Source organism: Tropicibacter alexandrii (assembly GCF_003667315.2).
GTDB lineage: Bacteria > Pseudomonadota > Alphaproteobacteria > Rhodobacterales > Rhodobacteraceae > Tropicibacter > Tropicibacter alexandrii.
This window is the reverse complement of record NZ_RCTZ02000003.1, coordinates 290114-303851: the sequence shown is the minus strand read 5'-3', so window position 1 is coordinate 303851 and position 13738 is coordinate 290114. Positions and strand designations below refer to the sequence as shown.

The 13738-nt window shown below is 67.2% G+C and carries 14 protein-coding genes, 1 pseudogene and 1 riboswitch; of the genes and pseudogenes, 12 read left to right on the top strand and 3 right to left on the bottom strand.

Going from position 1 to position 13738, the window contains the following annotated elements:
- Positions 1 to 189 precede the first annotated feature (189 nt).
- Positions 190 to 657 carry a DUF1643 domain-containing protein gene (locus tag D8Z78_RS05880; protein WP_206169637.1) on the bottom strand — a complete coding sequence of 156 codons (468 nt, stop codon included), beginning with the start codon at positions 655 to 657 and terminating at the stop codon, positions 190 to 192.
- Positions 658 to 842: 185 nt separating this feature from the next.
- A riboswitch (cobalamin riboswitch) is annotated at positions 843 to 1032 on the top strand.
- Positions 1033 to 1178: 146 nt separating this feature from the next.
- Here D8Z78_RS05880 and D8Z78_RS25350 point away from each other — a divergent pair.
- The 10 genes and pseudogenes from D8Z78_RS25350 to D8Z78_RS05835 all read left to right on the top strand — a co-directional run.
- A pseudogene (locus D8Z78_RS25350) lies at positions 1179 to 1607 on the top strand (TonB-dependent receptor plug domain-containing protein); the annotation flags it as partial.
- A 138-nt stretch (positions 1608 to 1745) separates the two neighbouring features.
- Positions 1746 to 3017: a TonB-dependent receptor plug domain-containing protein gene (locus tag D8Z78_RS05875; RefSeq protein WP_420824304.1), complete on the top strand. Its 1272-nt coding sequence runs from the start codon at positions 1746 to 1748 to the stop codon at positions 3015 to 3017.
- Entirely contained in the window at positions 3004 to 3861 is an 858-nt protein-coding gene (locus tag D8Z78_RS05870) for an ABC transporter substrate-binding protein (protein ID WP_128910655.1), read from the top strand. Before D8Z78_RS05875 ends, D8Z78_RS05870 begins: the two co-directional genes overlap by 14 nt.
- Before the next feature lie 121 nt (positions 3862 to 3982).
- Entirely contained in the window at positions 3983 to 4957 is a 975-nt protein-coding gene (locus tag D8Z78_RS05865; RefSeq protein WP_128910654.1) for a FecCD family ABC transporter permease, read from the top strand.
- The gene (locus D8Z78_RS05860) at positions 4954 to 5703 is read left to right on the top strand and encodes an ABC transporter ATP-binding protein (protein ID WP_128910653.1); all 750 of its coding nucleotides are present in this window, start codon (positions 4954 to 4956) and stop codon (positions 5701 to 5703) included. The genes D8Z78_RS05865 and D8Z78_RS05860 overlap by 4 nt, the downstream gene beginning before the upstream one ends.
- The gene (locus D8Z78_RS05855; RefSeq protein WP_128910652.1) at positions 5700 to 6479 is read left to right on the top strand and encodes a cobalamin-binding protein; all 780 of its coding nucleotides are present in this window, start codon (positions 5700 to 5702) and stop codon (positions 6477 to 6479) included. Before D8Z78_RS05860 ends, D8Z78_RS05855 begins: the two co-directional genes overlap by 4 nt.
- On the top strand, positions 6473 to 7108 hold the full coding sequence (locus D8Z78_RS05850) for a MotA/TolQ/ExbB proton channel family protein (RefSeq protein WP_128910651.1): 636 nt from the start codon (positions 6473 to 6475) through the stop codon (positions 7106 to 7108). The genes D8Z78_RS05855 and D8Z78_RS05850 overlap by 7 nt, the downstream gene beginning before the upstream one ends.
- 91 nt (positions 7109 to 7199) lie before the next feature.
- Positions 7200 to 7577 carry an ExbD/TolR family protein gene (locus tag D8Z78_RS05845; RefSeq protein WP_128910650.1) on the top strand — a complete coding sequence of 126 codons (378 nt, stop codon included), beginning with the start codon at positions 7200 to 7202 and terminating at the stop codon, positions 7575 to 7577.
- A gap of 4 nt (positions 7578 to 7581) precedes the next feature.
- Positions 7582 to 7968, top strand: a complete 387-nt coding sequence (locus tag D8Z78_RS05840; protein ID WP_240672004.1) for an ExbD/TolR family protein — start codon at positions 7582 to 7584, stop codon at positions 7966 to 7968.
- On the top strand, positions 7965 to 9017 hold the full coding sequence (locus D8Z78_RS05835) for an energy transducer TonB family protein (protein WP_128910649.1): 1053 nt from the start codon (positions 7965 to 7967) through the stop codon (positions 9015 to 9017). The genes D8Z78_RS05840 and D8Z78_RS05835 overlap by 4 nt, the downstream gene beginning before the upstream one ends.
- A 63-nt stretch (positions 9018 to 9080) precedes the next feature.
- Here the strand turns inward: D8Z78_RS05835 and D8Z78_RS05830 are convergent, their stop codons facing one another.
- Positions 9081 to 9542 carry a GatB/YqeY domain-containing protein gene (locus tag D8Z78_RS05830; RefSeq protein WP_128910648.1) on the bottom strand — a complete coding sequence of 154 codons (462 nt, stop codon included), beginning with the start codon at positions 9540 to 9542 and terminating at the stop codon, positions 9081 to 9083.
- 185 nt (positions 9543 to 9727) lie between these two features.
- On the opposite strand from D8Z78_RS05830, the gene carA reads away from it, so the two are divergent.
- Complete coding sequence (gene carA, locus D8Z78_RS05825; RefSeq protein ID WP_128910647.1) at positions 9728 to 10879, top strand: glutamine-hydrolyzing carbamoyl-phosphate synthase small subunit; 1152 nt, start codon at positions 9728 to 9730, stop codon at positions 10877 to 10879.
- A 234-nt stretch (positions 10880 to 11113) separates the two neighbouring features.
- On the top strand, positions 11114 to 12997 hold the full coding sequence (locus tag D8Z78_RS05820; protein WP_240672003.1) for a glycosyltransferase: 1884 nt from the start codon (positions 11114 to 11116) through the stop codon (positions 12995 to 12997).
- On the opposite strand, the gene D8Z78_RS05815 is transcribed toward D8Z78_RS05820, so the two are convergent.
- The gene (locus D8Z78_RS05815) at positions 12994 to 13638 is read right to left on the bottom strand and encodes a GntR family transcriptional regulator (protein WP_128910646.1); all 645 of its coding nucleotides are present in this window, start codon (positions 13636 to 13638) and stop codon (positions 12994 to 12996) included. The genes D8Z78_RS05820 and D8Z78_RS05815 overlap by 4 nt on opposite strands.
- Between the last annotated feature and the right edge of the window lie 100 nt (positions 13639 to 13738).

The window sequence follows — 13738 nt, the reverse complement described above, 5'->3', positions numbered from 1 at the left end:
CCCTTCGACCTGGTCAAACCCCTCACTTCCCGGTTTGACCCCCAAAACCGCCTGTTTTGGCCCCGACTGCAAAACATCGGCCCGCCGCGCTACGGCTCCCCAACTTTTCTTCAACCCCTTGGTTTCGTTGCCATCCGGGGTCTCCCGCCTTCATCGACCCTCTTCCGGCATCCACTGTAAAAGACTGTGTCACCTAACATCCGCGTCACGGCGGATGTAAAGCGGATGACCGGGCGCGCCGGCCCGGGTCAGTTTCAACGCGTGGACGGTCCGGCCCATGGCGGCGATCTCGGCCAGCAACGCGGTGCCCAGCGGGGCCGCAAGGGGGTGCGCCCCCCATCCGGCGATGATCGGACCGTCGGTCGCCATGACCGCCGCGCGAATATGACCGGCATTGTCCGGTCCGCAGGCCCGAATGGGATCGGATGGGAGATCCGCGGGCCGGGTCGCCCGCCATGCCATGAGGTTGACCACCTCGAGCCCGTCACAGCCTTCGCGCCGGGCAAATCCCATGCAGCGCCGCAAGGTGGGATCGTCCACCCGGGCATCCGCCGTACTGGGATTGAGCAGGATGAACAGCGCCTGCCGCCCTGCCCCCCAGCTCCGGGTCAGCCGGTAGCGATAGGTCCCGCAGTCGGACAGGACCGCGTCGGCCACGCACATTCCTGTGGGTTCTCCCTGCATCTCCGCCCCCGTCTGTTCCGCCCGCGCCACCGGACCGCTCAAGCCGTGGCGCGGGGCTATGCCCCGCCTGCCTCCCAGAATTTCGGCAAAACCGCAACAGTGTCGCAACCGCCCGCCACTGTGCCGGTCGCGCCCTTGCGACTCGCACGCGCGGCACCTATCAGTTCCTCAATCTCGGTCCGGGCATACACCCGGATAATAGGGAACGCGGTGTGAACCCGCGACTGCCCCCGCAACTGTAAGCGGCGAGCGTGACCGGCAGATGCCACTGGGGATCCAAACCCCGGGAAGGCCCGGCCCACGCCTTGACCCGCAAGTCAGGAGACCTGCCGAGACGATCACCCATCCCGGGCGCGGGGCGCGCACACGGGAACGGCTCTCCGGCGCGGTGACACTTCATTCACCATCCGGAGACCAGCGCGTCTTCCGGATAAGACAGACAATGGCCACGGCGGGCAGGCACCCACCGCAGGTCAGACCGGAAGGACAGTTCCATGACCCAAACAAGGCTCGCCGCCTCCGTTTCCGCTTTTGCCCTCGTGCTGGGCGCGCCCGCGCTCGCACAGGACGGCACGATCTCGATCTACACCTACCAGACCGCCGTCGGTCTCGATGCGGTCGGCGCCACGGTCGATGTTCTGGACGAGGACCAGATCGAAGACCTGCCAGAGGCGTCGACTGCGGCCAAGCTTGACAGCCTGCCCGGCGTCTCGGTCACGCAGGCAGGCCCTTTTGGCGGCGTCACGAACCTGCGGCTGCGCGGCCTGTCCGGCGCGTATGTGCCCGTATTGTTCAATGGAATCGACATCACCGACACCTCGGCCACACGGGTCGAACTGTATTGGGAAAACATCCTGCCCGGCACCGTGTCCCGTGCTGAAGTCATCCGTGGCTCGCAATCGGCGCGCTTTGGGGCGAACGCTATCGCCGGGGCGATCGCGCTCGACGGCACTCGCGCGCCTCAGGCGCCCGGCCAGCAGGCCAGCGTCAAGGCCGAGATCGGCAGCTACGATTCCACGCTGTTCAACCTTGGCCTCGGCTTTGCGACCGAGCGCGCTGGCGTGGCCATTTCTTTTGGCAAGTTCGGCAGCGGCGGTTTCTCGGCGATCAAGGGCGACCCGGCGATGGACGACACGGATGGATATGAAGGCGAGCAGCTGTCCTTTGACAGCTATGTCGACATTACCGACAGCCTGCGCGTCGGCCTGACCGGCTTCCGTCACGAAGGCACCTCGGAATACGACAGCTGCGGTCCGTGGCCCTATACGCAGGACTGCCGGACCGAGAACGCCTCGCAGGGTCTGCGCGGCTATGTCGAACTCAGCTACGGCAACTTCTCGCATGTGTTCGACGCCACCAGTTTCGAGATCACCCGTGACCGCATCGTTTCTGGCGCACCGAGCGGCACCAGCGAGGGCGACCGCCACGGCTGGTCCTATCGCGGCACCTACACGCCGTCCGAAGCCTACACGCTGTCTTTTGGACTCGACGAAAAGCAGGAAGGATCGTCCGCGGCCCCGAACGATGTGACGATTGCCGGCCAATTCGTCGAGGCGCTCTGGGCGCCGCAGCCGGGGCTGGATCTTGCGCTGTCGATCCGCCGCGACGACCATTCGTCCTTTGGCGAGTTCTGGTCAGGTCGCGCTTCGGTCAGCTACGGCATCGGCGACACAACGATCCGCGCCGTGGCCGCCAACGGCTTTCGGGCGCCCTCCCTGTACGAATTGTTCGATCCCCTGTATGGCAATGCCACACTGGACCCCGAAACCAGCAAGAGTTTCGAATTGGGCGTCGACCATGTGTTCTCCAGCGGTGCCAGCATCGGCGGGACGCTGTTCTACACGGAAATCGAAGACCTGATCGATTACTTCGACCCCGATGGCTGGCTCGGCCCGATCCCGGGCGGCTATGCGCAGATGTCGGGAACCTCGGTCACGAAGGGGGTCGAAATCAGCGCCCTCTTCCCGCTTGGTCAGATGGCCCAGATCGAGGGCAACTATACCTACACCGACGCGCAGGACCGCAACGGCAACCAGCTGCAGCGCGTGCCCGAACACGATCTGGCGCTCACCCTGTCCGGTGATCTGAACAACCGTCTCAGCGGCGCCCTTACCGCACAGTACAAGGGTGGCTGGGCGGATACCTTTGGCGCGACCTCCTTCGAGGCCGGGGACAACTATACCCTTGTGAATGCCCGCATCGGCTATGAGTTCGCCCCGGGCATCGAAGGCTATGCCCGCATCGAGAACCTGTTTGACACCGACTATCAGGTGATCCCCGACTACCAGACCGCAGGGCGCTCGGTGTATTTCGGGATCAATGCCGATTTCTGATCGCCTCCCATCGCTTGCCGCGCTGGCCCTCATCGGCGTGGCAAGCCTCACCGGCCCGGCAAGCCCGGGCCGGGCCGAAACGCCCGACCGCGTCGTGTCGCTGAACCTGTGCACCGACCAAATGGCCATGCTGCTGGCCGCGCCGGGGCAGTTGGTCTCGGTCTCACAACTGGCCTCTGACCCGCGCAGCTCGGCCTATGCCGAAATGGCCCGCGACCTGCCCCACAACCGCGGCAGCGCCGAAGAGATCGTCCTGATCGACCCGGACCTCGTTTTGGCGGGCACGTGGACCACGCGCGCCACCGTGCAGATGCTCGAACGCCTCGGCTACCGGGTCGAGATCTTCAGCCCCGTCACCACGCTGGACGAGGCCCGTGCCAATATCGCCCGCATGGGCGCTTTGCTGGGCCGCGCCGAACAGGCAGACGCGCTCCTGCAAGACTTCGACGCCCGCCGCGCCGCGCTGGAAACCACGCCGGATGCCAACAGCCCCCGCGCCCTGATCTATCAGGCCCGCGGCTATGTCGCCGGGGCAAACAGCCTGTCGGGCAACCTGCTGACCGCCGCAGGCCTGACCAATATCGCCACCGAGCGCGGCCTTGATTTCGGTGGCGCCATGCCGCTCGAAGCCCTCGTGATGGCCGATCCCGACCTGATCCTGATCGGCGCGCCCTATGGCGGCCACGCCAATGCGACCGAATTGCTGTCCCACCCGGCGCTCGCCAAGTCTGGCAAGCTGCACATTCTGCCCGAAGGCGCCCCCATGACCTGCGAAACGCCGCGCCTTCTGGACGCGCTGGAAAGCCTCGTCTCCCTTCGCCAGACTTGGGAAACCACACAATGACCCGGCTCAGGATCGCAGACCCGACCCCCGAGTTCTTTGGGCCTCAAATATCCCCGCCGGAGGCACCCGCACCCTCCGCACAGACCTGCCTCAAGACAGGCGCGCAGCACAGGTCGCCCGCATGAAAGCCCTCCTCGTCCTCGCCACGCTCGCGCTCTTTGCCACGTCGCTCTTCATCGGCTACGCGCCGCTGCCCGTCACGGATGCGCTGCTGGCGCTCTTTGGCCAAGGCGATGATCTGACCACCACCGTCATGCAGCAAATCCGCCTGCCGCGCGCTTTGCTCTCAGCCATGGTGGGCGCGGCGCTTGGCCTGTCCGGCGCCGCGATGCAGGGCTACCTGCGCAACCCGCTGGCCGAGCCCGGCTTAATCGGCGTGTCCGGTGCCTCGGCGCTCGGCGCGGTGATCGCCCTGCAAACCGGCTTCGCCGGGGCCTTCACCCTCGCCCTGCCGCTGTCCGCGCTGGCCTTCGCGCTGGTTGCCATCGCCATCCTGCTGGCGCTGTCGGGCCCGCGCGGCGGATCGCTGACGCTGATCCTTGCGGGCATCGCGATCTCGGCGCTCGCGGGCGCGCTGACCTCGCTGGCGCTCAACCTCTCGCCCAACCCCTATGCGACCTATGAAATGGTGTTCTGGATGATGGGATCGGTCGCGGATCGGTCGATGGAGCACGTCACCCTCGCCGCCCCGGTCATGGCCGTGGGCGCGGTGCTGCTGCTGACCACCGGGCGCGGTCTCGATGCGCTGACGCTGGGCGAGGATGCGGCGCAAAGCCTTGGCATCAACCTGACCGCCCTGCGCCTGCGCCTGCTGATCGGCACCGCCGCCGCCGTGGGGGCCGCGACCGCCGTGGCCGGGGCCATCGGCTTTGTCGGGCTGGTCGTGCCCCATCTGCTGCGCCCCCTGATCGGCCACAGCCCGGCGCGGTTGCTGTGGGCATCCGCTTTGGGAGGCGCCGCCCTTCTGACCGCCGCCGACATCGCCACGCGGCTGATCCTGCCGGACAAGGATCTGAAGCTGGGCGTGCTGATGGCGCTGATCGGTGCGCCGCTTTTCCTCCACCTGATCTACAAGACCCGGAGGGAGGGCGCATGACCCTGCTCACGCTCGACAAGCTGACCGTGAGGCGCGGCGAATGCCCGGTCGTCGATGCGGCCTCCCTGTCCATCGGCACCGGAGAATGCGTCGGGCTGATCGGCCCCAATGGCGCGGGCAAGACGACCCTTCTGCGCGCTGCGCTCGGTCTGCTGCCCCACGAGGGCACCAGTTCCCTCGCCCAGCTTCCCGCCCGCCAGCGCGCCAAACACGCCGCTTGGATGCCGCAATCGCGCGAGATCGCATGGCCTGTCCCGGTCGAACGCCTCGTGGCGCTTGGCCGCCTGCCCCATGGCCGCCGACCCGGCCCCGCCGACCAGACCGCCATCGACAGCGCACTGACCCGAATGGGGCTGGACGCCTTCCGCCTGCGCCCCGCAACCGAGCTTTCGGGCGGCGAGCAAGCCCGCGTGTTGATCGCCCGCGCGCTGGCGCAGGACACGCCGCTGCTGATCGCGGACGAACCCATCGCCGGGCTCGACCCAGCCGCGCAGATCGACACGCTTCAGGTCTTTGCCGACCTCGCCGCCGAAGGCCACACCGTCCTGACCTCGCTGCACGACCTGTCGCTGGCCGCGCGCTTCTGCACAAGGCTCATCATGATGGGCCAGGGCCGGATCGAAGCCGACGGCGCCCCCCGCGACGTCCTGACCGAAGCCAACCTCGCCCGCGTCTTCCACCTCAGCGCCCGCCTGATCGAAACCGATCACGGCCCGCTTGTCCAACCGCTGCACCGCATACCATGAGCCGATACCCCGAACGCATCATCTGCCTGACCGAAGAGACGGTCGAAACGCTCTACCTGCTGGGGCAGGATCATCGCATCGTGGCGGTGACGGGCTATGCCGTCCGCCCTGCCCGGGTGCGCCGCGAAAAGCCCCGCGTGGGTGCCTTTACCAGCGCCGACATCCCCAAGATCCTGTCGCACAAGCCCGATCTCGTCCTGACCTTCTCGGACCTGCAAGCCGACATCGCTGCCGAGCTGATCCGCAAGGGGATCACGGTGCTCGCCTTCAACCAACGCCGCGTCAAGGGCATCCTCGACATGATCGCCACGCTGGGCCGCCTGACCGGCGCCGAGGACCGCGCGCAACGGCTGATCGACGCCTTTACAGATCGTAGGGCGGGGCTGCGCCCCGCCTCCCCCCGGCCAAAGGTCTATTTCGAGGAATGGGATGACCCCATGATTGCCTCCATCGGCTGGGCTTCCGACCTGATCGGGATCGCGGGCGGCGAGGACATCTTTGCCCATCTCTCCCACCAGCAAGCCGCGACCGACCGGATCGTCACGCTCGAGCAGGTGATCGCCGCCAATCCCGACATCATCATCGGCTCGTGGTGCGGCAAGAAACTGAACCCTGCGCGGATCGCCGCCCGACCCGGCTGGGACGCCATCAAGGCCGTGCAAAATGGCCGGATTCATGAGATCAAATCGCCACTGATCCTTGCCCCCGGCCCCGCCGCCCTGACCGACGGGCTGGACGCGCTGGTGCAGATCATCGAGGAGGCCACGCCATGCTGACCCAGCTCACCGAGACTTTGAACACCGGCGGCCCGGCGCTTTGGGTGATCGCGGGCCTGTCGGTGGTGACCCTCGCCCTGATCCTGTGGAAGCTCTGGCGGCAGGCGAAGTCCGGCTTCTGGCGGGCGTCGCGGGCCGAGGCTGCGCTGACCGACTGGCAGGCGGGCCAGCCCGAGGCCGCGCTGGCGCGGCTGACAAGGGGCCGCTCGGCCCGCGCGCGGTTCCTGCACGCCGCCATGACCGCCCGCCTGACCCTGCCCGAGGATGACGCCCGCGAAGAGGCGACGCGCCACGCCCGCCGCCTGCTGGCCGAGGCGCGCACCGGCACGCGCGCGCTCGACCTGATCGTGACCATCGCGCCGCTGGTCGGCCTGCTGGGCACGGTTCTGGGCATGATCGAGGCATTTCAGGCGTTGCAGGAGACCGGCAACCAAGCCGACCCGGCCGCGCTGGCGGGCGGCATCTGGGAAGCGCTCTTGACCACCGCTGCCGGGATGGGCGTGGCCATCCCCGCCTCCGTCGCGCTGTCGGCCTTCGACAGTTCCGTGGAAAAGCTGTCGGACGACCTGAACGACCTCGCAACCCGGCTTTTCACCGCGCCTCTGCCGCAGATGCAGGACGCCGCATGATACAAACGCCCCCCTGCCCCGGGCTTGACCCGGGGCCTCCAACCGAAGCCAAACCAGAGGTCCCGGGTCAAGCCCGGGACGGGGGGGCGCCATGTTAGACTTGCCCGCCCGACCCACGCGCAGGCGCCCGTCGCTGACGCCGATGATCGACGTGGTGTTCCTGCTGCTCGTGTTCTTCATGCTGGCGGCCCGGTTCGGCCTGCCCCTGTCACAGCCGATCCGGCTGGCCGCCCCCGGCGGCGAGGCACCCTATCAAGGCCCACCCCGCCTTGTCACCGTCACCCCGCAGGGCGCGCTGTTGAACGGTGTGCCCGTCGATGACTTGCCCGCAGCCCTGTCGCGGTTGATGGCAGGTCCGACCGATACGGTGCTGCTGCGCGCCACCGAGGGCACATCGACGCAAGCGCTGTTGGACGTGCTGACCGCGCTTCGCGCAGCGGGCCTGACCGGCCTCGCCATCGTGGAGTGATTCCGTGACCCGCGCGCCCCTGATCCCCGACAAACCGCGACGCCGACAGGCAGAGCCGGTCGTGCCGATGATCAATGTCGTGTTCCTGCTGCTGATCTTCTTCCTGATGACCGCGCGCATCGCGCCCCCGGACCCGTTCGAGATGACCCTGCCCACCGCCGAGGGCGGTGATCCGGCCTCCGAGATGCAGGGGCTTTACCTGTCCGCAACGGGCGAGATCGCCTTTGGCCAGACACGGGGCGAGGCCGCCCTGTCCGAGGCGCATCAAGCCGGTCCGATCACCCTGCACGCCGATGCACAGGCCCCGGCCACCGCGCTGGCGTCGGTGCTGGCGCGGTTGACGGCCCTTGGCGCGACCGAGGTCACGCTGGTCACGGAAGTTGCGCCATGATCCGGCTGCGCGCTTTCGAACTGCCCGCCTTCCTGCTGCTGGCGGGCACAGCGCATCTGGCGGCGTTGACCCTGCTGGACCTGCCCGGAGGCGGGGCGTCGGGGGGCGAGGGTGGCACGTCCGAGATCAGCCTGCAGGCCAGCCCCGACCTGCAATCGCTGGCCGACAGCTGGGATCGCCCGCCCGAAGCTGCCCCGGACGCCGTGGCGCTGGCGGCACCCGAGGGCGCCGATGTGCCCGATCTGCCGCAGCCTGCGACCGATGCCGCCCCGACGCGGCGCAACGCGCAGCCCTTGGACGCAACCCCAACCGACGCCTTGCCGCAACTCGACAGCCGCCTGCCCGCCCCGCCGGGGCTGGCCCCGGCATCGCCCGACGCGCCAACGATGCCGATGCCCTCGGTCGAGACCGCCCCGCGCCGCGCCGCGCCGCTGGCAATGCCGACACCGCAAAGGCCCGCGCCCTCGTTGGTCCGCCCCCGCACCGAAGCCCTGCCGCAGGCCGACACCACCGCGCCACCGCCGCCCGCACCGACATTCGCCGAGGACACCTCGCCTCAGGCCCCCGCGACCTCGCGGCGCCCGGTGACACGGCCTGACGACCTCGCACCGCCCGTCGCCAAGGCGGCCCCTGCGCCGCAACCACAGCCCAAGGCGAAACCCGCCGCCAGCGCCCCGCAACAGGCGCGCAAGGCGGCTGGAACAGGCGGCGGCGCGCAGGCGGCACCCGCCCAGCCGAAAGCCAAAGCCGCAGGGCCGTCGGCTGGACAAGTCGCCAATGCCAAGGCCAAGTGGCAAGCCGGGATCGCCCGTGCGGCGCAACGCGCCCACCGTCCGGCGCGCGGCACATCGGCGCGCGGCGTGGTCGTGCTGCAGATCTCTGTGGCGGCAAATGGTCGGCTGATCTCGGCTTCGGTCGCCCGGTCTTCGGGCAATGGCGTATTGGACCGCGCCGCGCTTCAAAATATCCGGCGCGCGCGCTTCCCCAAAGCCCCGGCAGAGTTGGGCGGCCAATCGTGGTCAGGTGCAATTTCGGCGGAATTCCGGTGACGGCCCACCGAAACGAAACAGGGCGGGGTTCACCCCCGCCCTGTCCCAAACCATCCCGATCAATCAGGCCGACAGGCGCGTCTTGACCTGTGCGCCCACGGCGCCGAAATCCATCTGGCCGGTGTATCGCGCTTTCAGCGCGCCCATCACCCGGCCCATGTCGCGGATCGACTCGGCGCCGACCTCGGACACCGCCGCATCGATCGCCGCGTCGATTTCCTTGTCGTTGAGCGGCTTGGGCAGGAATTCCTCGATGATCTCGACTTCGGCCTCTTCGCGCGCGGCCAGATCCAGACGCCCGGCCTCTTCATAGGTCTTGGCGCTTTCCTTGCGCTGCTTGACCATCTTGCCGAGGATGGCCAGCACCTCGGCATCGTCGACACCGTTGTCATTGCCCGTGGCCCGGGCCGCGATGTCGCGATCCTTGATCGCCGCATTGATCAGGCGCAACGTCGAGAGGCGCTCGGCCTCCTTGTCCTTCATCGCCTGTTTCACGGCGTTGTTGATGCGTGTCCGCAGTTCCATAAGTCGTCTCGATCCCCAATCTCAACCGAGCGCAGACCGTATCCGATCCGTGCCCGTCGCGCAACTCTGCAATGCGTGGCGACAAGCCCTTGAAATATGGGGATTCCGCAATTTCCAAGCCCCCTTGACCCCATGCGACCCCGGCCCTATTTTCCGCGAAATTTGCCCACATCCGGAGTCGCCCCATGTCTGCTGCCCAGACCACGCCCACCGCATGCCTTGCCCTTGCCGACGGCACGATCTTCTACGGTCAGGGTTTTGGCGCCACCGGCCAGACGACGGCCGAACTGTGCTTCAACACGGCCATGACCGGCTATCAGGAAATCATGACCGACCCGTCCTATGCGGGCCAGATCGTGACCTTCACCTTCCCGCATATCGGCAATACCGGCGTCACGCCCGAGGATGACGAGACGCAGGACCCGGTTGCGGCGGGCATGGTCGTCAAGTGGATGCCGACGCAATCGTCCAACTGGCGCGCCGCGCAGGAACTGGGCGACTGGCTGAAGGCGCGCGGGCGCATCGCCATCGGCGGCGTCGATACCCGCCGCCTGACCCGCGCGATCCGCCAGCAGGGCGCGCCGCATGTGGCACTGGCCCATGACCCCGAAGGCAAGTTCGATCTGGAGGCGCTGGTCGCCGCCGCGCGCGGCTTCTCTGGCCTGACCGGGCTCGATCTGGCCAAGGACGTGACCTGCGCGCAATCCTATCGCTGGGATGAGATGCGGTGGGCCTGGCCCGATGGCTATCAGCGCCAGACCGATGCCAAGCACAAGGTCGTCGCCGTCGATTACGGCGCCAAGCGCAACATCCTGCGCTGCCTCGCCTCGGCGGGCTGCGATGTCACCGTGCTGCCCGCCTCGGCCAGCTATGACGAGGTCATGGCGCACGCGCCTGACGGCGTCTTCCTGTCGAACGGCCCCGGCGACCCGGCCGCGACCGGTGCCTATGCGGTGCCGATGATCCGCGACCTGCTGGACAAGACGCAGCTGCCGGTCTTTGGCATCTGCCTTGGCCACCAGATGCTGGCGCTGGCGCTTGGCGCCAAGACGATCAAGATGAACCACGGCCATCACGGCGCCAACCACCCGGTCAAGGAGGTCGAGACCGGCAAGGTCGAGATCACTTCGATGAACCATGGCTTTGCCGTCGACAGCCAGACCTTGCCGTCCGGCGTCCTCGAAACCCATGTCTCGCTGTTCGATGGTTCAAATTGTGGGATTCGCATGGCCGATCGCCCGGTTTTCTCGGTCCAGCACCACCCAGAGGCGAGCCCGGGTCCGCAAGACAGCTTTTACCTGTTCGAGCGCTTTGCCGCATCGATGGCAGCGGCCTGACCCTCGTTACGAGGCGTGACGCACCACACAACCAGAGGCCGTGTTCGCCGCGTGCGAGCGCGGCCTTTTTGGTGTGCGGAAGGAACGCAAGCGGAACGCCTCGGGAACTGCTGTTCCAAGCTTTATCAAGGCGATTAATTTTCTCTTAATCTTCGTTAACAAAATCATTCAAAATCAGATATTTACCACTTTTTAACCTTCTCGGTGCGAGATGGCAGCAATGCAGGGCTGACCATGTCACATCATCGACTGACAGAAACGGATACGCTTCTTGCCCAGGTGGATACCGACCGGGGCCAGCCGATCAGCCAGTTGCTGATCGAGGGCGGGCAAGTCTCGCCTCGGTCCATGGTCGGGGCGCTGGCCGAATCCGCGCGCGTCGGTGTGCCCGTCGGTCGCGTGATCGAGGCCGAGGCGCTGGCCACGCGCGAGGCGATCTTGGATGCGCAAGCCCGCCACTACGGCGCCCTGATCCTGCGCCGGGCGGAGACGCCCCCGGACCCCGGTCTGCATGACGTGCTAACGCCGGAATTCTGTTTGCAGCACAGCGTTCTGCCGTGGATGCGGCTGGGCGATACGCTGCTTCTGGCCACCGCGCGACCGGATCACTATGCAGAGCTGTTGACCCTTCTGCCGCCCGCGATCGGTCCGGTCACCATGGCCGTCACGCTGGAAGCCGACATTCATCAGGAAATCGCCGAGCGGTACGGCGCGGCGCTGGCGCGGTCGGCCGAGACTTGGGTTCCGTCCGAGCAAAGCTGCCGTGACCTGAACCGCACCACCCCGTTGACGCGCCGCATGGGTCTGCTCGCCGCAGTGCTCTGCGTGTCGGCGCTGGCGCTCGCACCGTCGCTGTTCTTCGCCATGGCGCTGGTGCTGGCACTCGGCTCGCTGCTGCTGGCGCAGATGATGAAGGTGGCGGCGCTGCTGGCCTCGCGCAGGCAGGCCAAGCCCGACCTCTCGGGCCTGCACGCCCGCCCGCCAGAGGTGTCGATCCTCGTGCCGCTGTACCGCGAAGAGGACATCGCACAGACGCTGGTCCGCCGCCTTGCGCGCCTGACCTATCCGAAATCGCGGCTCGACGTGGTGCTGGTGCTTGAGGCGCTGGATGACACGACGCGCGAGACGTTGGCACGCACGCAACTACCACCTTGGATGCGAGTCATCACCGTCCCGCCCGGCGAGATCATGACCAAGCCGCGCGCGCTGAACTACGCGTTCCACTTCACCCGTGGCGAGATCGTCGGCATCTACGATGCCGAAGACGCCCCAGCCCCCGACCAGATCGAGCGTGTCGTCGCCCATTTCACCCGCGCCCCCCCCGAGGTCGGCTGCGTTCAGGGCATCCTAGATTTCTACAACCCGCGCGCCAACTGGCTGTCGCGGTGTTTCGCGGTGGAATATGCCAGCTGGTTCCGCGTCCTCTTGCCCGGCCTCGCGCGGCTCGGCCTTGCTGTCCCCTTGGGCGGCACGACCGTGTTCTTTCGCCGCAATGCCATCGAGGCCGTGCATGGCTGGGACGCCCACAACGTGACCGAGGATGCCGATCTGGGCATCCGCCTTGCGCGGCACGGCTTTCGCACCGAACTGGTCGCCACAGTGACCCGCGAAGAGGCGAACAACCGCATCTGGCCTTGGATCAAGCAACGCTCACGCTGGTTGAAAGGCTATGCGTTGACTTGGTGGGTGCATTCTCGCAGGCCGTTGAAACTGTTCCATGATCTGGGGCCGCGCCGGTTCATCGGGATGCAAGCCCTGTTCCTGACGACGATCCTGCAATTCGCACTGGCCCCGGTGCTGTGGTCGTTCTGGCTGGTGCTGGCGGGCCTTCCCCACCCGCTCGACCCATGGCTGACCCGCGACGTGGTGAAATACCTGACCGCCGTGTTCCTCAGCGCCGAGGCGGTGTCGATCCTCGTGGGCCTCGCCGCCGTCGCGCGCAGCCCGCACCGGATGCTTTTTCCGTGGGTGCCGACGCTCTTCGCCTATTTCCCGCTGGGAACCTTCGCCATGTACAAGGCGCTGTGGGAAACCGTGACGCGGCCCTTTTACTGGGACAAGACCGAGCATGGCCATTCCGCGCCGGACAGCCCCGGCGCCGACCTGCCCGAGGACTAGCCCTGCCCCTGCGCGTCCAGCTTGAGCCGTGTGACGAACGCCACCGAGATATGGTCGCGCAACGCCTTGTAGGCGGCATCCTCATCCCGCCGCGCAACCGCATCGACGATGGCCTGATGTTCGCCCAACGCGACCTCGCCCCGCCCCTGCGCCGCCAGAGATGTCGTCGCCATCAGCGCCATGGACCGATGCACAAGGTCCAGTTGCTGCACGAGAAACCGATTGTGCGAGGCAAGGTGGATCATCTTGTGAAACCGCCGGTTGGCCCGCGCCAGCGCCGCCGGATCACCCAGCAGCGCCTTGTCATCCTCGACCATCTCCTGCAGCACCTGCACCTCTTCCTCGGTGGCGTGGCGGGCGGCCAGCCGTGCGGCCAGCCCCTCCAACTCGGTGCGCACGGCATACAGTTCGGCCATCTGGTTGTGATCGAGCGAGGACACGATCAGCGATCGCCCGTCCCGCGACAGCAGCGATTGCGTCTCAAGCCGTTGCAAGGCCTCGCGGATGGGGGTGCGCGACACGCCAAAGCGTTCCGCAAGCTCGCTTTCCACCAGCCGGTCGCCGGGACGGTACACGCCGCTGTCGATGGCCTCCAGGATCAGCGAATAGGCATCCGTGTTCTGGGTCTTGACCTGGGCCATTGCGTGCTTCCTCCTTGCATCGCAATACGATAGCGTTAGCGGCAACGTCCTCGCAAGTGCGCTGGCGTCGCCGCCCCCTGTCCAATGGTCGCACCCGGAG

Bases quoted from the DNA above. Each gene is read 5' to 3' on its own strand.
- D8Z78_RS05860 (WP_128910653.1), top strand. From the start codon at position 4,954: ATGACCCTGCTCACGCTCGACAAGCTGACCGTGAGGCGCGGCGAATGC.
- D8Z78_RS05835 (WP_128910649.1), top strand. From the start codon at position 7,965: ATGATCCGGCTGCGCGCTTTCGAACTGCCCGCCTTCCTGCTGCTGGCG.
- D8Z78_RS05855 (WP_128910652.1), top strand. From the start codon at position 5,700: ATGAGCCGATACCCCGAACGCATCATCTGCCTGACCGAAGAGACGGTC.
- D8Z78_RS05865 (WP_128910654.1), top strand. From the start codon at position 3,983: ATGAAAGCCCTCCTCGTCCTCGCCACGCTCGCGCTCTTTGCCACGTCG.
- carA (WP_128910647.1), top strand. From the start codon at position 9,728: ATGTCTGCTGCCCAGACCACGCCCACCGCATGCCTTGCCCTTGCCGAC.
- D8Z78_RS05850 (WP_128910651.1), top strand. From the start codon at position 6,473: ATGCTGACCCAGCTCACCGAGACTTTGAACACCGGCGGCCCGGCGCTT.
- D8Z78_RS05820 (WP_240672003.1), top strand. From the start codon at position 11,114: ATGTCACATCATCGACTGACAGAAACGGATACGCTTCTTGCCCAGGTG.
- D8Z78_RS05830 (WP_128910648.1), bottom strand. From the start codon at position 9,542: ATGGAACTGCGGACACGCATCAACAACGCCGTGAAACAGGCGATGAAG.
- D8Z78_RS05815 (WP_128910646.1), bottom strand. From the start codon at position 13,638: ATGGCCCAGGTCAAGACCCAGAACACGGATGCCTATTCGCTGATCCTG.
- D8Z78_RS05870 (WP_128910655.1), top strand. From the start codon at position 3,004: ATGCCGATTTCTGATCGCCTCCCATCGCTTGCCGCGCTGGCCCTCATC.
- D8Z78_RS05845 (WP_128910650.1), top strand. From the start codon at position 7,200: ATGTTAGACTTGCCCGCCCGACCCACGCGCAGGCGCCCGTCGCTGACG.